We start from the raw sequence: 23,692 nt of genomic DNA, 5'->3' as shown, positions 1-23,692 counted from the left end.
TTCGAAAAAATCGAAACAAATTAGTTCGCGTTAATCCACTTTTGTAGCTCAATCTGAGCATCTAGTTTAGAAGGAATACTGAAATGAAATTATCGTTAAACAAAAAGAAAATCAAAGCCCTATCTGCTGACAAACAAACAGTACCTGCAGTAATGACTCCACAAGTTGCAGGCGGCGCGCTTCGCTTCAGCCAAGACAGGCTAACGCATTGTGTTGCCAATACGTGTGGTCGCCACACTTGCCCTGATATTTACTAATCAAGAGTAAATATCACAGTTCAGTGCCTCATTGGAGGCACTTTAAGGCTTACTTAAATTTAACCTCTTTCTCACTTTTCGTGTAAACACGCGACTCAGGTTGAGTCCACTCGCCGTTTTTCAAATATTGTGTTGACACCGTAAATTGACCACTCTCAAATTTACTGGTTGATTTCACCTTTGTAATTCCATCTTTGTTATTAATGACATCTTCGTATGCCACAAACTCGGTCTGGCTCAGGACTTCCATCGTTCCTTGGGTGTAAAACCCTGCCGTCGTAAAATAGTAAAACACTAGACTGTTTTTACTTTTATCCCAGAAAATTAATGACTCTCCGCCGTACATGCCATCGTTGATTGAATGTAAGGTACGAACAGCCGTGCCATTTAAAGCCCGCTCCCAGTGACTCACATCCTGCATCTTTGGTTTACCTGTAGCTACATCAAAGTCCGATTGCCAAGTACCGAGATAAGGTGTAAACACCGAGAGTTCTTCATTTAATTTTTCATTAGCCCAAGATAGCGTGCTGAATACCGCCAATATGGCGAGCCCGAATTTTTTCATCATTTTTATTTCCGTTGATTGTGTCTCAGTCAGTATAAATCTTCATGCACAGGTTGCGTACTTAAGGTGAACCAGTCATCCCACCATTGGTAAAAAAACATTGCAAATACACAATTAATACACATTTTAAAACAACAATTACACAACAAATTAATATCATAACTGCAATAGGGAAAGCGGGGAACCTTACCCTGTCAGAGTAGTTGTTGCAGCACCAACACCAACAAGGAACAACGAACATGCTTGATTATCTTATTATTGGCGCAGGCCCTGCGGGGGTCCAAACTGCTTATCATCTAAAACAAAATGACTTGTCCTACCTTATGTTGGAGTCAGGCCAGCGCGCAGGATGTTTTTTCGAAACATTCCCAATTCACCGAAAACTGATTTCAATTAATAAAGTATATACTGGTTCGACAAACCCTGAGTTCAACTTACGACACGACTGGAACTCAATTTTAACTGATGACTACAGCCTAAACTTTTCAAGCTTTGACCAAAACTTTTTCCCAAGTGCAGATAATTTAGTCAAATATCTCAATCATTATGTCGACCAAAATCAGCTAAATGTTGCTTATAACCAACATGTTAAGTCCATCGAAAAAATTGCTGGGCACTTTGTAGTAACTACAACAAGTAATGATCAATATGAAGCGTCTCGCGTTATCGTTAGTACAGGCGTCCCTAAACCTTATATTCCAAAGATCGAGGGAATTGAGTTAGTGACGCAATACTCTGACTTAAATATTGATTTGGCCCCGTTTGCAAACAAGCGCGTACTTATTCTCGGTAAAGGAAACTCCGCTTTCGAAACGGCTGATCACCTTATTCCTGCTACAAGTCTAATCCATGTTTGTAGTCCAAATCCTTTAGATATGGCATGGAAGACGCACTATGTTGGCGACCTACGTGCCGTAAACAATAATATTTTAGATACTTATCAGCTTAAATCTCAAAATGCTATCTTAGACGCCGACATTAAGTTAATTGAGAAACGAGACGACCGCTTTATCGTGCACTTTAGTTATGCCCACGCAAATGGAGAGCAAGAAACCATAGAGTATGACGAGATCATTTGTTGTACAGGGTTTGCCATGGATAGCAGCGTTTTTGCCGATAGCGCAAAACCCGATTTAATGATTGAGGGCCGCTTCCCGTCTCTAGATTGCAGCTTTGAATCCATTAATGTGAAAGGTCTTTACTTTGCAGGCACGCTCACTCAATCCACCAAATATCGTAAGTCAACTTCAGGCTTTATTCATGGTTTTAGATACAATAGCCGCGCTTTAGTCGAGATGTTAAAGCAAAAACATCACGATACCGCGCTTGCATGCGATCAACACCTTGGCACACCAGAAGCAATTAGCAGCGCAATCCTCAGCCGTATCAATGAGACTAGCGCGCTATGGCAGCAACATGGCTTTATGGTGGATGCCGTCACAGTATCTGAGACCGGTATGGCCCAGTATTACAAGCACCTACCGAGTCCATACCTCCATGCTCACCTAGGTGATCACTATCATTTGCAGATAGCATTAGACTTTGGTGCGCCAATTGAAGGTGACCCGTTCAACCAGGTTCGGGTGCATAAAGACAACGCGACTGACGCGGAATTAAGTAAATTCTTACACCCCATCATTGAACTTTGCTATCAAGGTGAGGTGATAGAAACTCATCATATTATTGAGGACTTAGAAGCGGATTGGACTGACATAGAAGCGCACGTTAAACCACTTCAACAACTCATTGAGCGAGTACTGCCACAGCTTGCTGGTGAAAAAATGCAAAATAAAGCATCAGCATAGCTCATAAATGAAAAAGGTTGGCAATCAAGCCAACCTTTTTCATACTCTACAAGGCTTTAGATTCAGAAAAGTATTTTCGTCTCAACATATCATGAATAACAAATTCTTGCTCTCGACCATAGGCTTTAAACATACGGTTGTTATGCATGTGTAAAAGAGAGCCCAGCAATGATTGTGTACTCAGGTTAAGCGAACCTGACTTTTCTAACGTCAGAATTTCCTTCACCACTGGCTCAGCCTGCATTTGCCAACCTTCTAACAGTGCAAGTATAGCTTGCTGAGCCTCATCACATTGCGCTAGGTTCGAAATATTAAGCTTCGCAAAGTCATCATCGAGCTGTGTTTGATGGTCGCGATAACGATTGCCGAGCTGCTTTCTCAGCGCACTACTCTCATTAAATTCTTTACCAAACCCTGCGCGCAATGAAGAGATTAGCGATAGCTTTTGTTCAGCATCATAGCTAAATAACGTTAGCAATCGATTAGTAAAAGCTAACGCGACGCGCCAACGGACATCTTCACCAAACTCTGCGACAAGCTGGCAACTTTTTGCAATAAGCTCACTGTCAAACATAAATAAGCTTTCAATCAAAGCCATAGACTGCGGACCGCCGTAACGCTCAACCTCTCGCTCATAAGTCATTAATTCAACTTTATGTAGCTGAGAGCTCTCTATCATAGGTGACAACAGCTGATTAAGTTTCGGCAATAGCTCTCCACAAAGTACTTCTGGCTTGCCTTGGAAGCGTAAGCGTAGATGCCAGTCAGGATCGCCATAGCGAATAAAGAACCACTTATCGAATAATGCGCTATTTTCCTCAATAAGCGGCAATAACTGCTCATAAAGCAGCTGCTCAACAATAGTATTACCTGAATATATTTTTAAGCTAAGCCACTCGGAACCAGCACTAAAACGCCGAGAGATTGGTGTAGCCGTAATATTTTCTAACGGTTTTTCAATGTAGTGCGTGTGAGAAGCAGCACTCTCATTAAGTAAAGGAACAATGATTTCATTAGTATAATGACGACCCTGTGTATCTGTTACTCGTGGTGCAAATTGAGATGCCAACACTTCACTGAGCTCAACTGTATGACGGCCTTTGGTTTCCATCAACAAAACTTCTACCATCGCACTTTGACTCAAACTCAAAGTTAGCACATTATCACCTGCCGCAAAGCTCACCCAATCGTCTAACAAATACTTATCTTTGAGTTGTTGAAGCTTATTTTCTTCGATGCTCTGATTAACCAGCAACGCCTCAAGCTCTTTGCGCTCAATACGCCATGTTTTCTCATGCAGAATCAGGTTATCTAACATGATACGTGGGACATAGGTTGCGTTTCTTAGGCTCGAGGGCAGTGAAAACTTGGGCGTTTCACTTTCTTGATGTTGCAACATACAAAGGAATTTATAAGCACTCAAGCTTCTGGCAGAGAAGTTATGCGCACTGGATAAGCGAGGAATAATGCGCTTATCTAACCGCTTACTCCAGAGTTTAACCTGCTGGCTTTCGACCCAAACGTATAAATCACTTAGCGGGATCTGGTATTCAGGGTCAAGTGAACTGTCCGCCATGAAGACGATTTCGTATTGTCGTAAATGTGGCCTCGCAATTACGTTACCGGGTCTTCCTTCGGGCATATGTACAATTTCAGCGAAGATAACGTCTTCACTGTGACTATGTTCTTGCTCTAAATGATGAATAACCGATTCTTTTAATGTTTCATCAAGGTGACAGAAGCGACCCAAAAGATTGGCCGCAGACGGCCCGTAACAACCGTTGAACTTAAATACGGGATTAGACTTTTCGTCCTCAAATAAACTCAACATTACAGCCATTGAACGTGGCAAGTTAAGTTCTACTTTATCCTTAACTCTTTGTTTCAACTCACTACTGGTAAGAGCCACACAGCTTGTACCTAAATTGCTTGGCAATGTAACTGCCTGCTCAATAATGTGATCCAGTTCAGTATATTCAGGGGAACTAGATTGACCGCGATTCGCTCGACCCAACTGCAAACCACCCACAAGAGGGGCATCATAACCAGTTTCTGTTGAGACACTGATACCCGACTCATCATCCAAGACCATGTCCAAAGGCACAAATTGTCCTTCAAATCGCGCGTTAAACTTAGAAATAAAATTTTCAAGTGGATTCTGCTTAGTGCTGCGATTCAAACTCGCAATCAATTGCAGCTGCTTGTTCACTCTCGCAACTTCTTGTCGTGACATTTCGCAATGCAAAAACGCGCGATAAGTATCCGATTGAAACAGTTTGTTTTCTTGAACTTTTACTGGTAATTCAGAGAGGTAATTAAAAATGGTTTGATATTCTTCAGGCGTTGCATGTCCCTTTTCATCCATAATAGCAAGGTCATTAACTGCTTGCTCCACCTTAGTATAAATCTCTGCTGGCGCGATGGTTTTCAGTGCTTTAATTAGCGCGATGTCGGGGCTATCACCGGTAAGAGGTAGCGGAATATCAGGAATTAACACCCCTTCGCTAATGAGCTCTTCTAGATAGGCGCTAACTTCATCATATTCAGCTTCGTTATAGCGGTGACAAAATTGCTCAATTAGCTGAGAAAAGCTGAGCTTTTGCTTCGCAAGCTCCAACATAGTGATGAAGTATTCATCACTATCGACTGCACTTAGGCGATATTGCATCGAGTCATCAGAAAGGTAAGTTTCTATATAACGACACTGATCTGCTATGAAGTAATGGGAAGGATTTGGTAAATAGGACAAACTATCCGATTTTGCTTCCGTTTCGGCTAAATGAGAGCGAACAGCTGACAATAGAAACATATCTAAACGAGTTTTGCGGGAATCATGCTCTGCGTTATCACTCACAAGTCGAGTTTCTGAGCCAATTTTACCCGTGTGGATCCCCGAAAAAAGACCAAAAGGTGTAGGACGAGATGACATCCGAATTAAATATCTCAGCAGTGCTAAAGCAACTTTTTTACCTTGTTTAGAGTTTGGCTTTTCGCGCCACTGTTCCAAGCGTTCGAGCAACGAAGGACTTGCAACATAAAGGGCTTCCACCACACCAGGTGTGGCGAGCCAGGCACTCAGCATAGCATTAGTATCTTGTTGATTGAACAAGGTTTCAATCGGCAGCTTTGGTGTCCTTAATACAAAAAAGGAATCTGTTGATATTTTAGCTGACATAGTCACTCCTTAACTCATTAGCAAACAATCAACCCAATCTAGGTTGTCATCTAACACGCCAATTAAAGCAAGGCCGATACCAGAATAACCCATTAAAAAGCTATGATCTTCCTGATGTGCCTTTTCCAGACCGTTATATGAATATAAGGCCTCTAATCCACGCTCTTGGTACTGATTTAAACCGTAGTCAAGCCAAGTTAAAGCGGCGCCCTGTAACTTAGGATGAGGCATGATTTGGTTGAGCAGTTGATAAATGGTGACTAACCCAAAAAATCCATGACAAAGTCCAGCATCCTTAATATGGCCTTGTGTTGCATCTCTATCGACGTTAAACAAAGCAATTTCCAATGCCTGCTCAACATACCTTGGCTTATCAAGCGCATGCCCAGCTCTTGCAAGTGTCAACGCAATAGTTAAGTCACCATAGCACCAACCTAACCGAGAATGGTGCTCGTCGCCTGCACATGAGCCAAAGCACGCCTTCTTATCCTCTGCATGACTTTGTTGTTCAAGCAGCCAATCACAACCCGCGATAACTAGCTTCTGCGCGCGCAATTTTACCTTTTGATCCTGAAGCGCGGGAAGAAGTGCGGCAATAATGCCAGGTACGCCATGCGCTAGTCCCAAATTAAACTCATGACTTTCCGTATCTTCTTTATCGAAACGATATACGGATTGTTTTGGCTGAGACCAAGCGATCTGCTGATCACTCAACTCTACAGCAACCGATTCATAACCCGTCACTAACCGATCAAATAATGTGCTTTGTTTAGTTCTCTTTGCGCGACGTGAGATATAGGGTGAATAACCAGCTAGGCCGAGCACCATTTCAATTTCTCCCGTCCAAGGAGTAAAATCAAGTGCCGTTGCAAAGAAGTGATCTATCTCCTCCAGCAGCTCAGGGTCATAATCTTCGTCGTCATACTGGTTAAAATATTCAAGCACCCACGCCTGCCCAGCTAACCCTGAACTCAGTTCCGGGGTTTGTTCCGCCAATTCGTTTTGGAGCTTATCTAGCGCCAGATGAAATTTTTCCTCATCGACCCAAGCATCATTAAAGTTCGCCGCTCGAAATAAAAACAATAAGTGCCCAGCAAGACCACTGAGCAAACCATTACGGTCTAGCATTTCTAGGTCTGACTCTACCTGCTTAGCCAGCTTTTCTACCATAGCCAGGATGAGTTCTTTTTTTTCTATATCTAATGGCATTAGCATACTTATCCTTGTTCAAATTCTGTTTTTAATTTTGTCTTCACTACAGGTAAGTTAACCTTTTGTTCAGTCAAACTCAAACTTTGACACACAAGAAATACAGATAAACACAAAACAAACAAAGAATTGACATTCACCCTAACTAGAACTAGTTTTTTTTGTACGCCCTTTGAGTTTGGGGGGTTAAAAGGATTGAAATAAAGGATTGTTATTAACCGCAAAAGTAAGGAACAACAAATGAAATTAGCACTAAACAAAAAGTGTATAAAAGCGCTTTCCAACGACAGCAAATCTATTCCAGCGAATATGACACCTCAGATTGCTGGTGGTAAATCTCCTGCAGCAGCCTTATTCACTGATCGCTACGGTGACTGTTGGACAGGTCGTAACCGCTCTTGCCGTGAGCACACCTGTCAGATCCCATAAAGATACATATCAAGCGAGCTCTGTGCTCGCTTTATTTATTCTGAATCAGATGTTGACGTTTGCTCCTCACCCTCACTATGCATCGGCTTTTTGAGCTTGATTTCTCTGTCAGCCGAGGCGATAGTTTCTTTACGGTGCGCAATGATCACACGGGTAATTTTCAACCGCGATACCGCTTCATTGATATCTTCTTCCAGCCCCGTATCAAGGTGGCTTGTTGCTTCATCCATAAACAGAATCTTAGGGTCTTTATACAGAGCACGCGCCAAGATGATCCGCTGCTTTTGACCACCGGATAAGCTCGACCCCATATCACCAATCAGGCTGTCATAGCCCATTGGCATATCGCTAATATCATCATGGATAGCTGCTAATTGAGCACAATGCACCACTTTTTCCATATTGATTGGTGAATCAAAAAAGGCAATATTATCAGCCACAGTACCGGATAGGAGCTCATCGTCTTGCATCACCGCAGCTATCTGCTGACGATACTGTCTTGCACCAACTTGGCTAAGAGATATGCCATCCACCAAAACTTCACCACTGGATGGTTTATTTAGCCCCAGCATTAACTTAAGTAACGTCGACTTACCACAACCGGAAGGCCCTGTGATTGCTACTGACTCACCCGCATTGATTGTTAAGTTTAGTTTTTCAATAACATTTGGTGTTGCATCAGAATACGCAAAGGAAACATTCTTCACCTCTATTTTGCCTTCAATATTCAGTTTACGATATTGATCAGGTTGCAACTCTTCTTTGTCTGTTAAAGCAATATCGGCAATGCGGTCAAAATGTAGACCCAGCATTTTAAACTCTATGAGTTTCTCGATTAGGTTAGCGGTTTTATCCATAAATTGACGCTTGTAAGACATAAAAGCAAACAGCATCCCTGTGCTAAATCCACCAGCAATAACGAGATGTGCAGCTAAATAAACGACGATGATATTCTCAATACCAAACAGTGCTCGGTTAATCGCGTCATAACCAATTTTAAAATTGCCCAAGCGGATATTGTGGTTAATCGCACTAGCGTAGCGATTTTGCCACTGCCCTTCTCGCTTAACCTCTGAACCAAACAATTTAATTGTCTGAATTCCGCGTACCGTTTCCATAAAGTTGGAGTTTTCTTCAGCGCGCGCCATAATTTCCTGCTCACTGATATTGCGAAATGGTTTATACATAGCAATTCGGATAATCGCGTAAGCAATAACGGCGATAACTACGACGGCAGATAGCATGGGGCTATAGAAGAAGATCATCGCTAGAGTGATTATCGCCATTAAACCGTCAATGATGGCTTCGATTACTCCTGTTGTAAGTAGCTGCTTTACTTGCTGAAGAGAGCCAAACCGTGAAACAACATCCCCCATATGGCGCTTTTCAAAATAGGTAATGGGTAGACGTACTAAATGGTGAAAGAGATTAGCTCCCAACTGAATATTCATTTGATTGCCAAAATGCAGTAACGTAAAGCCCCGCAGTGCATTGGTGGCTATCTCAAACAATAGTACTAAAAAGAATCCAACCGCAAGCACAGTAAGTAATGAGGTATCCCCGGTTAGTATGACATCGTCTATCACCAATTGGATATAATATGGTGCAGCAAGCGTAAACACTTGCAGCAAAATAGAAAGCATAAAAATAAGCAGTAACGAACGTTTTAAGCCAGTGATACGGCTCCAGAAGTCAGCAAATCTAAGACTCGCTTTTTGCTCTTTCTTTTCGAACTCCTTTGTTGGAGTCAGCTCCAGTGCCACTCCTGTAAAGTGTTTAGAAGCCTCTTCCATCGTATAGGTTTTTTCACCACTGGCTGGATCATGGATCACAATACGTTTTTCGTTGGCCTTTTTCAGTACCACAAAGTGATTCATGTTCCAATGTAAAATAGCCGGAGTTTGCAGTGCGTCAAGATCTTCAAGTTCAATCCGAAGTGGTCTTGAGGTTAAATGAAGTTTTTCAGCAAAGTGCATAATATCGAGCAGCGTACAACCCTCGATTGAAATACTAAAGCGCTGTCTCAGACGCGTTAAGTCAGTATGGTAACCGTGATATCCAGCAACCATAGCAAGGCTCGCAAGACCACACTCAGCAGCCTCCGATTGAATGATCACAGGTAAAGATTTCCGTGACCAAAACTCTAACTTGCTGGCCGTGCCTTCGTGTTCCATTTCCATATCAACCCTTTTTTCTTCTTATAACTGACCTTTAATGCTAAATACTGGGTCAAATAACCAGCGCAACAAGGACCTTTCTTCGACCACAATATCGGCATCCAAAGTCATACCAGCCCGCAAAGCTGTGTCTTTACCATATGCTTTGACAGCTTGTTCGTCTAACTCAACCACGACTCGATAAGCGGGCTCTTGAATAATACCAGGCATATTGGTTTCTTCGGGCAAAATAACGCTGTTACTAAGCTCCACAATTTTCCCTTTGTAAATACCAAACTTTTCGTAGGGAAACGCATGATAGCGCAATTTAGTTTCCTGACCTTCTTTGATAAAACCAAAAGCTGAAGTTGGTATATAAACAATAGCTTGCATATCACTATGCTCAGGGATAAGGGTCAGTAAATGCTGTCCCATGGAAACATTTTTACCAAGCTTAGCAAGCAATCCAGTGACTATACCTGATTGGGTAGCACGGACTTCACCAAGTCGTTCCTGCTCAATGGACGAGATTTGGATCAGTAGATCGGCTTGTTGTGATTGCAGCTGAGAAATTCGGTTTTGGTGTTCAATTGGCAATTTAGCTAATTGATTTTTGATGTTTTTAAGCTGCGATTCTAGCGCTATACGCTCTGAGCGAATCGAAGAAGCTTGCTGCTTTAGTGAAAGCAAAGTGTCTTTTTGGCGCTGTAATTCAAGTTCAGAAATATACCCAGTGCCTTTTAAGGTTGCAATTTGTGATACCAAATCTTGATTGAGTAGCAGCCGCTCTTGGAACGTGGCCGCTTGGCTCTCAAGCTCTTTTAGCTTTTCTCTTGCGGTGGTTTCTTGTTGCTGCAGCTCTTCTATATCAAGTTGGTACTGTCCACGCAGTTGCTCTATCTGCTGTAGTAAGTTCTTTTGTTGAAAGCGATATTGATTCAATAATGCTTGATTTAACTCAGTGGCTTCGGTGCTATGTTTTGCGGATGCAATACGCAGTAAAGGTTGTCCTGCAGCGACCTGCTCCCCTTCTTTGACCAACACTTCGGACACCACACCTTGTTGCATTGCAGCAACGCGCAGTAGCCCACCACTGGGTTCAATAACGCCAGATACTCTTTCCTTTCTGGTATAGCTACCACTTGATAGAAACACGATGCTTAAAATCACAACCGTTAAAATGAGTAACCCCAGTGTTTTAAATACAGGTGGTTGGATTAAGCTAATTGTGCCCTCTAAGCGATGCTGCTTATGCTCAAACACCTCACGGCGAAATAAATTTTCCATAGCACTTATTGGGTAATATTATTGTTAATATTTTTTTATTGAAAATACAATGTACCACGGGCGGTAACAGAAAGGAATGAAATAGAGCTGTGTAGTTAAGCTACACCAGTCTTCACACAAGTTCAAAAAACAAGCCATTGACATTAAAAAACATTTGTATAAACATACTCTCACAACAAAAAAAGGAAATTTACAAATGAAGCTAAAACTAAATAAAAAGGCTATGAAGTCACTTAACGTAAACGAAAAAGCCATCCCTTTAAAAATGACACCACAAGTAAATGGTGCTGGTGGACACTTATATACACATCTACGAGAAACAGACTATGGTGACTCAGCTAAATGTGGTTATATCTGCGTGATTCAGCTCAATCCTTATGGCTAATCTATTTATAAAGCCCTTAGAGAAGTAGTCTTACAGCAACTACTTCTCTTTATGAACTAATTATTTTTTAATTGGGCGTTGCCAGCCATCTAAGTTGCGCTGCTTTCCACGCGCTACTGCTAGCTGCTCATCTTTTACAGTTGACGTAATAACAGAGCCCGCACCAATCGTTGCCGTGCTACCGATCTCAACAGGTGCAACTAGTGATGAATTTGAGCCGATAAAAGCATTGTCTCCAATGATGGTTTTTGACTTATTAACGCCGTCGTAATTACAAGTAATGGTACCAGCACCAATATTCACTTTTTCACCTATTTCGGCATCACCGAGGTAAGTTAAGTGATTAGCTTTTGATCCTTTACCTAGGCGCGACTTCTTCATCTCTACAAAGTTACCAATATGAGAGTCTTCTTCCATTACCGCCCCAGGACGCAGGCGAGCAAATGGACCTAAAGTGCATTTATCAGCGACCAGTGCATCTTCGATAAGGGTATTGGCTTTAATTACAACACCATTACCGATTTTACAGTTTTTAAGTACGCAGTTTGGGCCAATGACGACATCATCGCCAATTTCAACATGACCTTCAAATATCACGTTAACATCAATCTGAACATCTTCGCCGGTCGTTACTTGACCACGGACATCAATACGAGCAGGATCCGCTAGACTTGCACCGTTAACCATCAAAGCTTCTGCTTGCCAAGCCTGATAGGCACGCTCCAAAGCAGCAAGCTGCACACGGTTGTTCGCACCTTCAACTTCCATTTCGTCATCAGGCTGTGCAGAAGTAATCTCTATCCCTTCACTGTGCGCCATAGCAACGATGTCAGTGAGATAGTATTCACCTTGTGCATTATTATTAGATAACTGTCCAAGCCATTTCTTTAGTAGCCCACCATTTGCCGCCATTATGCCTGTATTGATTTCGGTAATAGCAAGTTGCTCAGCAGACGCGTCTTTTTGCTCCACAATACCAACTAATTTGCCGTTTTCACGTAACATACGGCCGTAGCCCGTTGGATTTGCTAAATCAACAGTGAGTACAGCAAGGCCATTATCTGGCGTCACATTTAGTAAACGCTGTAACGTGCTCTTTTTTGTCAGTGGAACATCACCATAGAGGATTAAAACTTTATCTTCATCTCCAATATGCTCTTTCGCAACCGCAACCGCGTGACCAGTACCTAATTGCTCAGCTTGATGAACCCAATTTACTTCGTTATGTGCCAAAGCAGTTTTTAATTGCTGCGCACCATGTCCGAATACTAAATTGGTCGATTGCGCCCCAAGAGACACCGCATTATCGATGACATGCTGCACCATTGGCTTTCCTGCAATAGGGTGAAGTACTTTTGGCAGTTTTGAGCGCATGCGGGTACCTTTACCCGCAGCCAGAATAATTGTATTTAATGGCATGAACACAGGATCCTTTTTCTTGTGTCAGTTAAACAGGTGTACTTTTCTATACTTACGCCTTTAACGCCATCACTTCTATGTGCATCGCGATACCTAAAATTAGCAGGCAGATAAGTACTTACTCAGTACAAATTTTGCAATATTGTAGCGGGGATTGTTCAGAAACGTAAGAGAGTATCCGGCTGAAAAAGAAACTATTGATAATGAGAGTGTTTATCCGCACACAGCTTTTTATCCGGTATCGAGAGCGTTCCTTTCAATGGGCAGCGAACAGCTCATCAACCTACACCGGCCACATATAGATGAATCTCAAACACTGTGCGCCAATTATAGTGATCCCATGATATGCATGACAACTAAGCTGACGGAAACACTGAAGATAATGAAAGAGCTCAAAAATAGCTATACAACGGTTTCGTAGGTAGAGTTACCAAAAGCATAGAGCTAATACATTGCCGGATAAGATAAACTTCACAACTCAACGGCAATTTTAGTTTTTGTAAATCTCAGGTTCGTTAAAAACAATTAACTCACTCATCTTCGGATGAAAAAACAACTATCGAGAATAGAATACCAAAACTGCCAAAAATTGAGACATAAAAGTCAAAGTCTCTTTCAAAGAAAAGAGTCAAAAGTAAGTAGAAAACATTAAAAGAGACCACAGAAAATAGAATCTTTAACAAATAACTCGAGTTCAATATCTAACCCCTCGTGTTATAAAGACAGCAAAACTATTGCTGGTCTTGGTCACGGTCTCAATCACCAGAATTTCCACTTGTAGAATGACTTGGGTTTTTATTTTGCTGCGCCATAACAATAATTTATTGATTTATATAAACTTTACCATTTTTAGTCACGCTAACTACGGTTTCATTTAAAAATCCAAAAAATAATAGTTTTAAAGACTGCTTACTTAAAAAGTATAAAAAAGAGCCAAAGCGTACACTCTGGCTCTTTTTTAATTACATATCTTTAAAGAAATCAGGTGGAATGATACCGCCACCTTCAACACAACCAGCAGGCTGCGTCTCTTTCTTCAGATCTTTAATAGGTAAACCACCGTTTACTTTCTTTTGCTGCGCTTTATTTAATGAAAATGGATGCATAGTTTTCTCCTTATTACATCTACAAGTAAGTTTTGATACGAGAGGGCCGCCACCCGATTTATACCAAAACAGTTAAAATTATTTATTTTTACTTTCTGTCATCGCATCTATCAGCCATTTTGTGATTGGCACTTCAGTGCGTTCTTCTACACCGAGAAACATCGGTGAGGGATTAGCTTCAAGGAAATAGTACTCACCAGTCGCCGTTCGTCTCCAGTCAATCGCGGTCCAGTTAAGTTGCAACGCTTTCGTTACGGCGATCGCTTGGCTCTTTATACTTAAAGGCGTATTGACCAATCGCATACTTGCAAGATCATCTTCTCTAAAATCAACACTGTTGCTGTCAATTGCAACTGAAGCAACTCTGCCATCAACCACAAATGTACGTACATTTGTGCCTTCAATATACTCTTGCACAGTGATGGGTGACTTTTGCAGAGCAACGAGAGCATGCTCTGGGTCAATATGCTGAGCAGTTAGCCATTCCGTATATGCACCGCCATAAACTGGTTTGAATATCGCTTTATCAAAAGCCTTATATGCCGCTTGGATCGCTTGAAGCTCATTACCAATATAAGTACTAGGCACCAGGCAGCCGAGCTCTTTTACTCTGGCCAACTGCCTCGGTTTCTCCAAATGATATTGATATGCCGCCCAGCTATTAAACCAGCGAGTATTATTGTTTAACTGCATCCAAGTGCGGATAGTAGCCATGCTGTCCTGTGCTGCTAAGCTATCCAAACTGCCCACATTCTCACGTGTCGATTCATCACTCACCCCAGAAAAATTTCGCCAGTACACAGCCTCAATATCATCAAGAGAAATCTGTGTTCCACAGGCAAGGCTTATCGAATGTTTATTATCTACGAAATCAAAACTCAACTGACACTTTGACGGAAAATCATGTGATTGAAAATGGTATACCTCATCTCGACAGCGCTTTAACTGTTGAAACATATGCTGGGTATGAGCATCTTCAACTTGTCCCATAACAATAATTGCCATTTTTACTCTAAGCCTCGCAATACTGGCCTGCGTTACAGCAGAATTTATTCTTCAAATTCAAAGTATTCACTATTAGAATTCGGGCCTTTAATTTGAAGCAATTGCACTTCACCCTGATAGTCAATTAATAATTGCTGATAGGCTTGAATAATTTGTGACTTATTCACACGCTTCAGATAATGTATCAGCTCATCTCGAGAACTAAAATCGAGCCTACCACTCAACCAATCTTCGAAGTAACGCTGAGATTCAATAAATACATTTTCAGGCTGCTTTTCTAAACTGACAAGCAATCCATCTTTAACAACCTCAAACTCCTTCTCATCCATTTTTTCAAGTCCTTGATAAAATGACATAATGAAATTATCAAACTCGGACTTAATCTTTGGTAACGAGGTATTTGCACTTTCAATAAATAAACTGAAAGCAGGATAATCATGTACCTTAAACGCTTTACTCCCTACCGCATAAGCCATTTGCTTTTCAGTTCTCAAAGTATTGAATATTGAGCTATTAAAAAACTGGTTCAACACCATAAGCGCAGCATACGTGGGCGCGGATTTTTCGGCGTAAATATAACTCTCTCTATAATAAACGTTATCCAGTGAAGAGCGCTGTTTATCATTCGTCATATAACCTTTTTGAGGAGCATATTTGGTTGTAATCTGTGGCTTTTGGGTCTGGGATGTTGGACCAAAAGTTTCTCTTACTTTATACGCAAGACTTTGCACATCAGCTTGGTCATAACCACCAAATGCAAATATATCGATGTAAGTGTTACTTACTAACTTATTGTGAAAACTAGCTAATTCCTTGGTATTAACTTGCTTAAGTTGTGCGATAACCTGCTCTGTTGTCCACAACATCGCTTCAGTCTTAACTTGTCGACCAAAATGCAGTTCCGACTGGTACGCAAGCGGCAATTTATCTAGATTTTCTAAAGATTCTAAATACAACTTTTTCGCAGCTTCAAGTCTAGATTCCGAAATTTCCATGCCGGTAATTTCTTTAAAAAGCTGCTCAGCATAATAATCTTGCTTTCCTGTTTTCCCTGAGAGAGTGATCGCTAAATTTCCTTGCGCATTCTGCATCGCCATCAGGTTTATCTGATGCCTTTGTTGAGCACGAGTCCCCAACCTTTGCAGCTCTCTTATCATCATCACATTTAACAAGTTCAGCATTGTGTGATTTTTCACATCTTGATTAAGTATTGCACTTTCAATGGATATACCTAAAACGCCCTGACGCTGTGTAAAATGTTCACTATTTTTCAACCAAGCACTAATACCCTTTGATGCAACAACTTGGCTAGGTAGCTCGTTACTTTGCTTAACAAGCTGTGTAGCAACCTCTTCTTCTACAGAAGGCGAATGCAACTTAAAGTTCAACCCTGAATCTGCATAACTTTTTTTCGCCGAATCGGACAAAGGAGCAACATGGTAGCTACCTTGTGCATATTGCAAAGAAGTGCCCGTTTTTTCATCGTCGCTAATGTGCCATATTCTGGCTTTCTCTAAGGTGAGATTAGATAAACTTTCGCGAATGACTGCTGAATTAAAACCTTTAAAATAAGTATCAAAATGAAGGATATCGCGAGCAGGTACAGTTTGCATCATACGACTAAACTGCATTGCCAAATGAAGCGCGGGAGGCTTTTGGTAGCTCTCAAATTGACCATTAAGCATTTGTTTAAGCTCAGCGGCATATCCTTCAGTTATCCCAGTTTCCTTAATGAGTTCAACGTAATCAAAAAATGCTGCGACTATTTTTTCCTGATGAATCTTGCCTTTTTCAGTCAACATAAATTGTACCAGCGCAGTACCCTCAACGCCGTAGCTATTGGGTATCAACATAGGTAGCATCATTTCAATTAACCCTTGCTCAGTCAGCGTAGCAGCCAAGGATCCCGGTTCTTGAGAAGCCAATAACATTTGAATGTACGCATTTGGCTTAAATTGCCAGTTAGCAAAGTTTGAAGACAATGGAAACTGTAATAGTAATAGATCGGTAGCAACTTTGGTTTGGAGCTTGATTTCTTGGCCTAGTGTAGCTTCTGTAAATACTGGTGTTGAGATAATTGGGGGTTCAACCTGTAAGTTTTTTATTTTTGCAAAGTGCTTTTTTGCTAACGATTTTAATTCGCCAGTCGACTCCCCTCCCACTAGCGTCACTGTCATTAAGTTTGCAGAGTAATACTGCTTGTAAAAGTTAGCCATCGCTGCATAGAGGTCATTCTTATTTGATTTACTCTTTAATGAAGCTTTATTGCCTGCACCGAACTTTCTAATTGGATGCTCTGGATTAACGGTTACGGCGGCCGTACGGTTAATCACGAAGCTATCTTGTTGCCTCAATCGTTGCCACTCTTGATCTACTGCATTGATTTCATTATCAATATTTTCTTTATCAAAAAGAGGATTAACGATTGCATCACTAAGCATCGTCAATGCAGTATCAAATTTATCTTGCGGTAAACTAAAGAAGTAACTCGTCATTTGCAATTCAGTGGCGGCATTATATTGTCCGCCATGCTTGCTAATAAAATCCTTCAATGCATTTGGCTTAGGGTAAGCCTTAGATCCCTGAAAGATCATATGTTCCAGAAAGTGCGCCAGCCCTTGATAAGATTCAGGGTCATGATATTGGCCAACACCAACCGTCAGACTTACAGCAGCTTCTGAAATACTGGGGTCTGAGACAACCACAACTCGTAGGCCATTTTCCAATACGAGCTCATCATAACTTCTGTCATCTTGCACACTTTTGATAAATTGAGACTGTGCAATATCAGATGGTACAGCAGAAGTCAGTTGCGTTATCGTAGTATTTTTTTGTGCTGTAGCATTAAGAGAAAGTAATGCCAAAGCGACTAAAGACAATCTGTTGTTAAACATAACTCACATACCTCTAAAATTTATCGGTGTTATAATTACTTAGGCTGGCACAGCGCTAGACATCAGTGCTTCTCGTTGGGTTTTATCGAACCAAGGAGATTCCTCTTTAGGTACAATACCTGAGTCAACGTATTGCTTCATAACAAGGCCCCTTTCAGTAAACAAACGCCTGACCAAATTGGGGTCCGCTTCAAGCCAATTTTCAGGAAATTGCGCCTGTGCTAAGCTGAATACAGAAGTATCCTGTGGATCTAAAGGTTTGAAATCTTCAACAACTAAATCAAATACCCCATGATCAAATGGGTCTCCAGACGCTTTTTCTCGAATGAAAAACCTTTCTTGTTTACCTCTTACTGCCATCTTTACAGCTCGGTGGTGGCAATATGGGTTATTTCCACGCTTGCCAAAGAATACATGAGAGGTCCAGTTACAACCGCCACGACAAACCTTTGCAAATTCGCAGGTTGCACACTCTCCCCAAAGGTGTTTGGTCGCATCTTCAGGTTTATTAATATCGTTGAATCTAAGCTCATCAGTATTTTCATAGATATCGCGTAGTGAACGCTCTCTAATGTTACCGCCAGTGTATGCATTTGTTGGTAATGAAGGACAGCCCTTAATGCTCCCATCAGCTTCTATACCGAGTGTATTCTGGCCGGCTCCACAACCTCTATAAAAAGCCCATTCAGAATGAGTGGATTTATTATCTCGAAGCTGACGTTCATAAGGTCCAAAATAACCAATGTTATTGCCTGCTTGCACAGCTAAGCCATCACGCCTACCTCTAACAGATAGAAAGTTAATTAGAGGGAAAACGTCAAGTAACTCATTCGGCTGTAATAGCATTTCATCATTATCTGCAGCATTACCCATAGGTACTGTTAGCTGCAATTGCCATGCTCTAGCCCCCACATCTACAAGTTTCTGGTAAAGCAAAGGCAGTTGCTTTGCCGAATAACGATTTATCTGAGTATTACAACCAACATTAATTCCTACGTTGGTCAATCGTTCAATTGTCAGGAAACATTGCTTCCAAGCTCCAACTTTTCCTCGGAGCAAATCATGTTCTTTTTCTAATCCATCAATAGAAACAGAAACTGTTGAAATACCAGCCTGCTTCATACGTTTAGCTGTTCCTTCAGAAATACCAAAGCCGCCAGTTGTCATTGATGCTTTCATACCCAAGCGGGTAATTTCAGCAGCTATCATCAACCAGTCTGGGCGCATAAAGGCTTCACCACCAATCAGTGAAACTTCCTTAATGCCTAGGTCAGCCATTTGATGGACCAAATCTAATGCTTCTGTTGTGGAGAGTTCATTTACTCTGCTGTCTCCTGCTCGCGAGCCACAATGACTACACGCTAAATTACATTTCAACGTAATTTCCCATACTGCATAAGTTTGGCGTGCTTCTTTTTTTATTTTTATTCCTGCACTATCCATATTGACTGACATATTTTTAACCCCTAGTAGCTCAAGTCTTATTGGTGGCGCATAACGCGCCACCAACACAATCACGATCTATTCGAAACGTTCTTAGAACTTTTCAAATGGAGGATCGATGATTACGCCGTATAACGGCTGAGGGCAAACCCACCAGTCACAAGGTGGTAATTTGTCATCACCAGGGAATTTGATAGGTGATAGACCACCTTCTACTTTTACAAGTAGTTCTTTTGCTTCGGTAACATCTTGCATATTTTGATGTAAGTCTTTCATTTTATTATCCTAATTTTTTTTTAAAAAATAACATGTAGTTTGATTACCAAGTTTGAAGCTTCAAATGGAAGGCATCGCTAGATCTTCCAACCAACACAGAACCACTGTCCTTTTGTGGCGCTGAGATTGATACTATCTCGCTTTTTTTGGTAATCGATTTTCAGACAAAGTGGAGAAGTAGAGTTGAGTACAGCCACCTGCCAGACCGACTTAAAGTTGCAAAGTGTGAAAGGTAAATAACACATCTCTTCAATTCGGTATGGCTCAATATTGTTGCTAAAAAAGTTTTAAATCAAACAAAGGAAAAAAACAACTTAACTATAATTATCATAATCTTAAGCACCAACATTATGGCCAAATAAGAGTATATTATTGGTTTGATATTGATATTCAGCTAATGTAAAAATCAAACTAAACACTTTGACAGATGAGAGACAGTTGATGAGCCCCCATTAATCATTCAGTGTCTATAACATGAGCGTACGGCCTAGAGAGATAAAATGATGATGGCCATTCAAAAGTATGACCTACTAAGATCAACAGTCGTGTGATGCGAAAGGAGTTTGGAAAAGTTTATGAATAATCTCGTAAGAGTGATGCTTACTATGTTTGGTACACTTCAATCCCAAGGCGAAACTCCGAGATCTAATCGGTGTTTTTTAATCACTTGAAGAAATGCTGCCAATTGCGATTCTGCTAGTCTCCAACATATACCCTTACTTAGATATTTATCCCTGCGTTGGTCTTTGTCCTGGCAATGTAAGCCAAATAAAGATGACTCATGTTTATCTTGAAACACCAATAAGCTATCAAGGCTTTCAAAATCGATCGTTTTGTCTCGCAAAAACAGATAAGAAATCACAATCGTGCAATTCTTGACATCTAAAACCAACTTATTTTGAATCGTAACCAACAAGTAAAATCCAGCCGAGACCATAAAAGTGACACAGTATAAGCTAAACCAAAAAAGTATTTTAGGGTTACTGAGAAGTTCAGACTTAAACGCCGACGCTGCGCTCTGCGGTGAGTATATCCCCTCCGACATCCAAGCTGATATGCCGAAAAAAACGGCTAATGCAAATAATAGACGAGATACTTTAATTGAAAAGTAAAATTGCGTAGTGTTTACTTCATCTACCAGTGTAGACTCCCCTCGGGGAGAGGTTTGTATGTGATCGTCCACGATTGATGTTCCCTTTACTGCTATTTTTAAGTTGATATTACTGCAAACTATGGAAAATATGCAGCCACAAAATAACTAGCATTCCATGGCTGCTTGCCGATTACTGCTTACTCTTAATTAGTCCTACCGGACCGCTATGAGTTGTCGCTGTAAATTGTAAGCTTGGAGTTTCTAAATGGATTACCAACCCTAAACTAGCGGCAGAGATAGATTCATCCGAATTGACTCGACCATCCGCGTTAAGATCTTGCCAAACCATTAGACGGTCAAAATTGCTATCTAATGCGTCTATCTTCAAGTCGCGATTGCTATCTAATAGCAGTAAAGTATCCAACTGAGTATCTGCATGACCAAAATGCACTTCATTAACACTGTCGAGCTCGCCGCTTCCGTTAAAGTCTATGAATAACATTCCGTCACTTTGACCTAAGGAAATCTCTCTGTCTGCTTGCGCGGACTGCCAGCGAACACCATTGTTATCTAGATCAAGCATAACAATGTACGTGTTATCAAGCAGATCGATGCTTCTCAGATGCTCTCGACATAACATATCGGGCCTAGTTACCCGCTGATAACCGCAGCGCATGTCATTGAGTATTTCATTTCCTTTATTCACGACTTTTTGATAATAGCTAGCAGCAGTCATCGCATCCTTGACATACGTATCGTAAACAAAATTTTCAACAGCTGTTTCAACACTATTACCAGCCGCGTAGCTGAACCCAACAGAGACTGCAGCCTTGCCAACAGCAACTACAGGGTTTTTACCTAACATTCGACCAACAGCATCGATCGTTTTACCAGTTTTAACCGCAACCACAAATGCAAGTGCCTCAGCTAACGCTTCTTGACCCTCACCATTCCATGCGTGACTAAAGCCTTGTACGCCACTGTTGAGCCTATCGGCGAGTTTACCTAAGTTTTGAAGCATTCCATTGACTTGTTTATAGGCTGAACTATTTGGGTCTAGGCCATTTAATATTTGCTTTAGCTTCAACTGGAATTGCGCGACAACGTTAGTAATATCGCCTGCATCTTCTTTAAATTGTTTAGCTTCTTTCTCTTTTTGACTATTTTGATTACTTGATGATGAGCCGCCTCCTCCGCCTCCGCCGTCAGAAAAACCTGAACCACCACCATAACCCCAGCTAATGAAGCCACCAAATCCGCCACCAGAATTACCTCCACCACAAGCTAGTGTGTAGCTTTCACATGAATAAACCACTGTGATTCGTTCTATTTCTGATAACTGGTAACCAGAACTGGCATAGTCACTATCGAAGTCTGCGGTATAACTAGGTTGAGTTTTATCGCACTCACCGATATAGCTCCACGCTTCATAATCACCATCGGAGAATAAAGGGTTTTGATTTTTTGACCAATAGCTCGCTTCATAAACAAAGCGGCCAAAAGCAACACGCTCCCCTTGTGTATACGCGCGATTACTATACCAAGAAGCAGGACAGTGATTTACACCTTGCTCCGGTAACTCAATCTCGCCATTTAATACTTGGTTTGCTTTATAAAAGTCGACTAATCCAAAACCAAATTTACCATCTCTGCCCTGTTGTCCCAGGTCTTCGGCACTGCCAAATAACGCTTGAATTAGCGTTTCTCTATCCACATTAGGGTTAGCTGATTTGAGCTTGGCTATACCAGCACTTACAATGGCTGCTGCTTGTGATGTGCCGGATAAAACAGCATACTCAGACTGATTTACATCAACCTGTAAATCGAATGTCTCTGAACTTCCGTGTGTTAACGTCAAGTTTGGAATAAGTAGAGTCGGGAAGCTTGTACTAAAATCGATCTTGCTAATGGTAGTATCTGCAATACCAACATCATAAGTAAATACTATCCCACTACCGTTAGCATCAGCGCATGTGTCTGTAGCATCTTTTAACCACTGCTTGCTTTCAGGGGATAGAGCATATTGTGTATCATGCTCATCCAATAGCGTTTTAGGCAGCGCTACCAAGCAATTTTCCACTAAGCTCAATTCATTTGGAAAGTCCTGAGTACCATTATCAATCTGAACAAAGTGCAGTTTATTTCCTACCTTATTGCTCACCGCAGTCACTCGATTACGATTCGTCATTGTCGAACGAATATTCACACCGGGCGCAACTAGATCAATACTGGCATTCTCAGCGGAAAAATATGCAAGATCCGTATTTTCATCGATCGCGCCAACGGCAATCACATTTCGATAAGCCGCTGGAAACGCTAGGTAGTCACCTTTATCTGATTGAGGTATCCCGTGATTTCCCGCAGCAGCAACAAAAATAATGTCTCTGTCATAGGCAAGTCTATCGATCACATCTCGAGTAGCAGATGAAAAGTATGGACTACTAAGCGACATATTAATCACTTGAGCACCTGAATTTGCACATTGCTCTATGGCACTAATTAGGTCTGAATCGCGGATAATAGAATTCTCACCATTAGCCGATCGTAGTAATTTTCGTACTTCAACGGATATTTCACCGTTCGCAAAAACAGGATCGGTAAGTAGTCCAGCGAGGTGAGTTCCGTGTCCAATCGCATCTTGATACCAGAAGCCTGCATACTCACTACTCAGCCCTGAAAATAACTGTGAGCTCAATTGGGAATGATTAAGTTGAACACCTGAATCGATCAGACACACTTTCGTTGTACCAACGGTCTGAACCTCCAGTTTAGAAAGCTTTGTTAACTGTTGCCAGTTAAGCTGATTTTGCGATTTATCACCCGCATTATGAGAAAGTAATTGAGGGAAATGATACCTATGATTTCCCTCAATCCGCAGTAAACCACCTTGATTAAGTGATTCTACAAGTAGAGAGTCAAGTTCATTCTGGGTAACGGTGAGAGAAGCATAAGTACGGATACCATCTGAAGATAACAGCGTTGACCGCGCAACAAATGCTGAGGGTAAATTTCCCTGAGTGTAGCTCACAACAATAGGTGTTGTATTCTCATCGGCTCCAGATGCATATATGTGCCCTACGGGCAAAAGTGCCAATAATAAACTTTGTGCAAGTTTACTAAATTTCATCTTCTATTCCTTTTTTATTATCTTTTTCAAAGTATTGAAGGGTTTATTCTATTTCCTATTC

The 23,692-nt window shown here is 41.3% G+C and carries 17 protein-coding genes; 4 read left to right on the top strand and 13 right to left on the bottom strand.

The window, feature by feature from the left end:
* Positions 1 to 83 precede the first annotated feature (83 nt).
* On the top strand, positions 84 to 257 hold the full coding sequence (locus L1271_RS18890) for a hypothetical protein (RefSeq protein WP_017218574.1): 174 nt from the start codon (positions 84 to 86) through the stop codon (positions 255 to 257).
* Between the two features lie 49 nt (positions 258 to 306).
* Here L1271_RS18890 and L1271_RS18885 read toward each other — a convergent pair whose 3' ends face one another.
* Positions 307 to 825, bottom strand: coding sequence for a hypothetical protein (locus tag L1271_RS18885; RefSeq protein ID WP_102057803.1), 519 nt, complete (start codon positions 823 to 825; stop codon positions 307 to 309).
* Between the two features lie 236 nt (positions 826 to 1,061).
* Here L1271_RS18885 and L1271_RS18880 point away from each other — a divergent pair, with 236 nt between their 5' ends.
* Positions 1,062 to 2,627, top strand: a complete 1,566-nt coding sequence (locus L1271_RS18880; RefSeq protein ID WP_235368525.1) for an NAD(P)-binding domain-containing protein — start codon at positions 1,062 to 1,064, stop codon at positions 2,625 to 2,627.
* 46 nt (positions 2,628 to 2,673) lie between these two features.
* On the opposite strand, the gene L1271_RS18875 is transcribed toward L1271_RS18880, so the two are convergent.
* Positions 2,674 to 5,802: a lantibiotic dehydratase gene (locus tag L1271_RS18875; protein WP_235368524.1), complete on the bottom strand. Its 3,129-nt coding sequence runs from the start codon at positions 5,800 to 5,802 to the stop codon at positions 2,674 to 2,676.
* Positions 5,803 to 5,811: 9 nt separating this feature from the next.
* Positions 5,812 to 7,017 carry a lanthionine synthetase C family protein gene (locus L1271_RS18870; protein ID WP_235368523.1) on the bottom strand — a complete coding sequence of 402 codons (1,206 nt, stop codon included), beginning with the start codon at positions 7,015 to 7,017 and terminating at the stop codon, positions 5,812 to 5,814.
* Positions 7,018 to 7,251: 234 nt separating this feature from the next.
* On the opposite strand from L1271_RS18870, the gene L1271_RS18865 reads away from it, so the two are divergent.
* Positions 7,252 to 7,440 carry a hypothetical protein gene (locus tag L1271_RS18865; protein WP_010606994.1) on the top strand — a complete coding sequence of 63 codons (189 nt, stop codon included), beginning with the start codon at positions 7,252 to 7,254 and terminating at the stop codon, positions 7,438 to 7,440.
* Positions 7,441 to 7,475: 35 nt separating this feature from the next.
* Here L1271_RS18865 and L1271_RS18860 read toward each other — a convergent pair whose 3' ends face one another.
* Both L1271_RS18860 and L1271_RS18855 read right to left on the bottom strand, forming a co-directional pair.
* Complete coding sequence (locus tag L1271_RS18860) at positions 7,476 to 9,620, bottom strand: peptidase domain-containing ABC transporter (protein WP_235368522.1); 2,145 nt, start codon at positions 9,618 to 9,620, stop codon at positions 7,476 to 7,478.
* Between the two features lie 18 nt (positions 9,621 to 9,638).
* On the bottom strand, positions 9,639 to 10,883 hold the full coding sequence (locus tag L1271_RS18855; protein WP_010607022.1) for an HlyD family secretion protein: 1,245 nt from the start codon (positions 10,881 to 10,883) through the stop codon (positions 9,639 to 9,641).
* A 196-nt stretch (positions 10,884 to 11,079) separates the two neighbouring features.
* On the opposite strand from L1271_RS18855, the gene L1271_RS18850 reads away from it, so the two are divergent.
* The gene (locus L1271_RS18850) at positions 11,080 to 11,268 is read left to right on the top strand and encodes a hypothetical protein (protein WP_010607023.1); all 189 of its coding nucleotides are present in this window, start codon (positions 11,080 to 11,082) and stop codon (positions 11,266 to 11,268) included.
* 60 nt (positions 11,269 to 11,328) lie between these two features.
* Here the strand turns inward: L1271_RS18850 and glmU are convergent, their stop codons facing one another.
* The 8 genes from glmU to L1271_RS18810 all read right to left on the bottom strand — a co-directional run bounded on the left by glmU (position 11,329) and on the right by L1271_RS18810 (position 23,631).
* Entirely contained in the window at positions 11,329 to 12,687 is a 1,359-nt protein-coding gene (gene glmU / locus L1271_RS18845; protein WP_235368521.1) for a bifunctional UDP-N-acetylglucosamine diphosphorylase/glucosamine-1-phosphate N-acetyltransferase GlmU, read from the bottom strand.
* Positions 12,688 to 13,649: 962 nt separating this feature from the next.
* Complete coding sequence (locus tag L1271_RS18840) at positions 13,650 to 13,793, bottom strand: hypothetical protein (protein ID WP_157757260.1); 144 nt, start codon at positions 13,791 to 13,793, stop codon at positions 13,650 to 13,652.
* A gap of 78 nt (positions 13,794 to 13,871) precedes the next feature.
* On the bottom strand, positions 13,872 to 14,798 hold the full coding sequence (locus L1271_RS18835) for an ATP-grasp domain-containing protein (protein WP_010607025.1): 927 nt from the start codon (positions 14,796 to 14,798) through the stop codon (positions 13,872 to 13,874).
* A 44-nt stretch (positions 14,799 to 14,842) separates the two neighbouring features.
* Positions 14,843 to 17,692 (bottom strand): insulinase family protein, encoded by a 2,850-nt coding sequence (locus L1271_RS18830; RefSeq protein WP_235368520.1) that lies wholly within the window; start codon positions 17,690 to 17,692, stop codon positions 14,843 to 14,845.
* A 39-nt stretch (positions 17,693 to 17,731) separates the two neighbouring features.
* Positions 17,732 to 19,147: a radical SAM/SPASM domain-containing protein gene (locus tag L1271_RS18825; protein WP_100215558.1), complete on the bottom strand. Its 1,416-nt coding sequence runs from the start codon at positions 19,145 to 19,147 to the stop codon at positions 17,732 to 17,734.
* A gap of 81 nt (positions 19,148 to 19,228) precedes the next feature.
* Complete coding sequence (locus L1271_RS18820; protein WP_010607028.1) at positions 19,229 to 19,411, bottom strand: hypothetical protein; 183 nt, start codon at positions 19,409 to 19,411, stop codon at positions 19,229 to 19,231.
* Positions 19,412 to 20,030: 619 nt separating this feature from the next.
* A complete protein-coding gene (locus L1271_RS18815; RefSeq protein ID WP_235368519.1) occupies positions 20,031 to 20,594 on the bottom strand; it encodes a hypothetical protein in 564 nt (187 codons plus the stop codon).
* Positions 20,595 to 20,694: 100 nt separating this feature from the next.
* Positions 20,695 to 23,631, bottom strand: coding sequence for a S8 family peptidase (locus L1271_RS18810; RefSeq protein WP_102057810.1), 2,937 nt, complete (start codon positions 23,629 to 23,631; stop codon positions 20,695 to 20,697).
* Positions 23,632 to 23,692: the final 61 nt, after the last annotated feature.

The organism is Pseudoalteromonas sp. OF5H-5, from assembly GCF_021530695.1.
Lineage (GTDB): Bacteria > Pseudomonadota > Gammaproteobacteria > Enterobacterales > Alteromonadaceae > Pseudoalteromonas.
The sequence above is the reverse complement of the archived record's forward strand: the minus strand, read 5'-3'. Positions and strand labels throughout refer to the sequence as shown.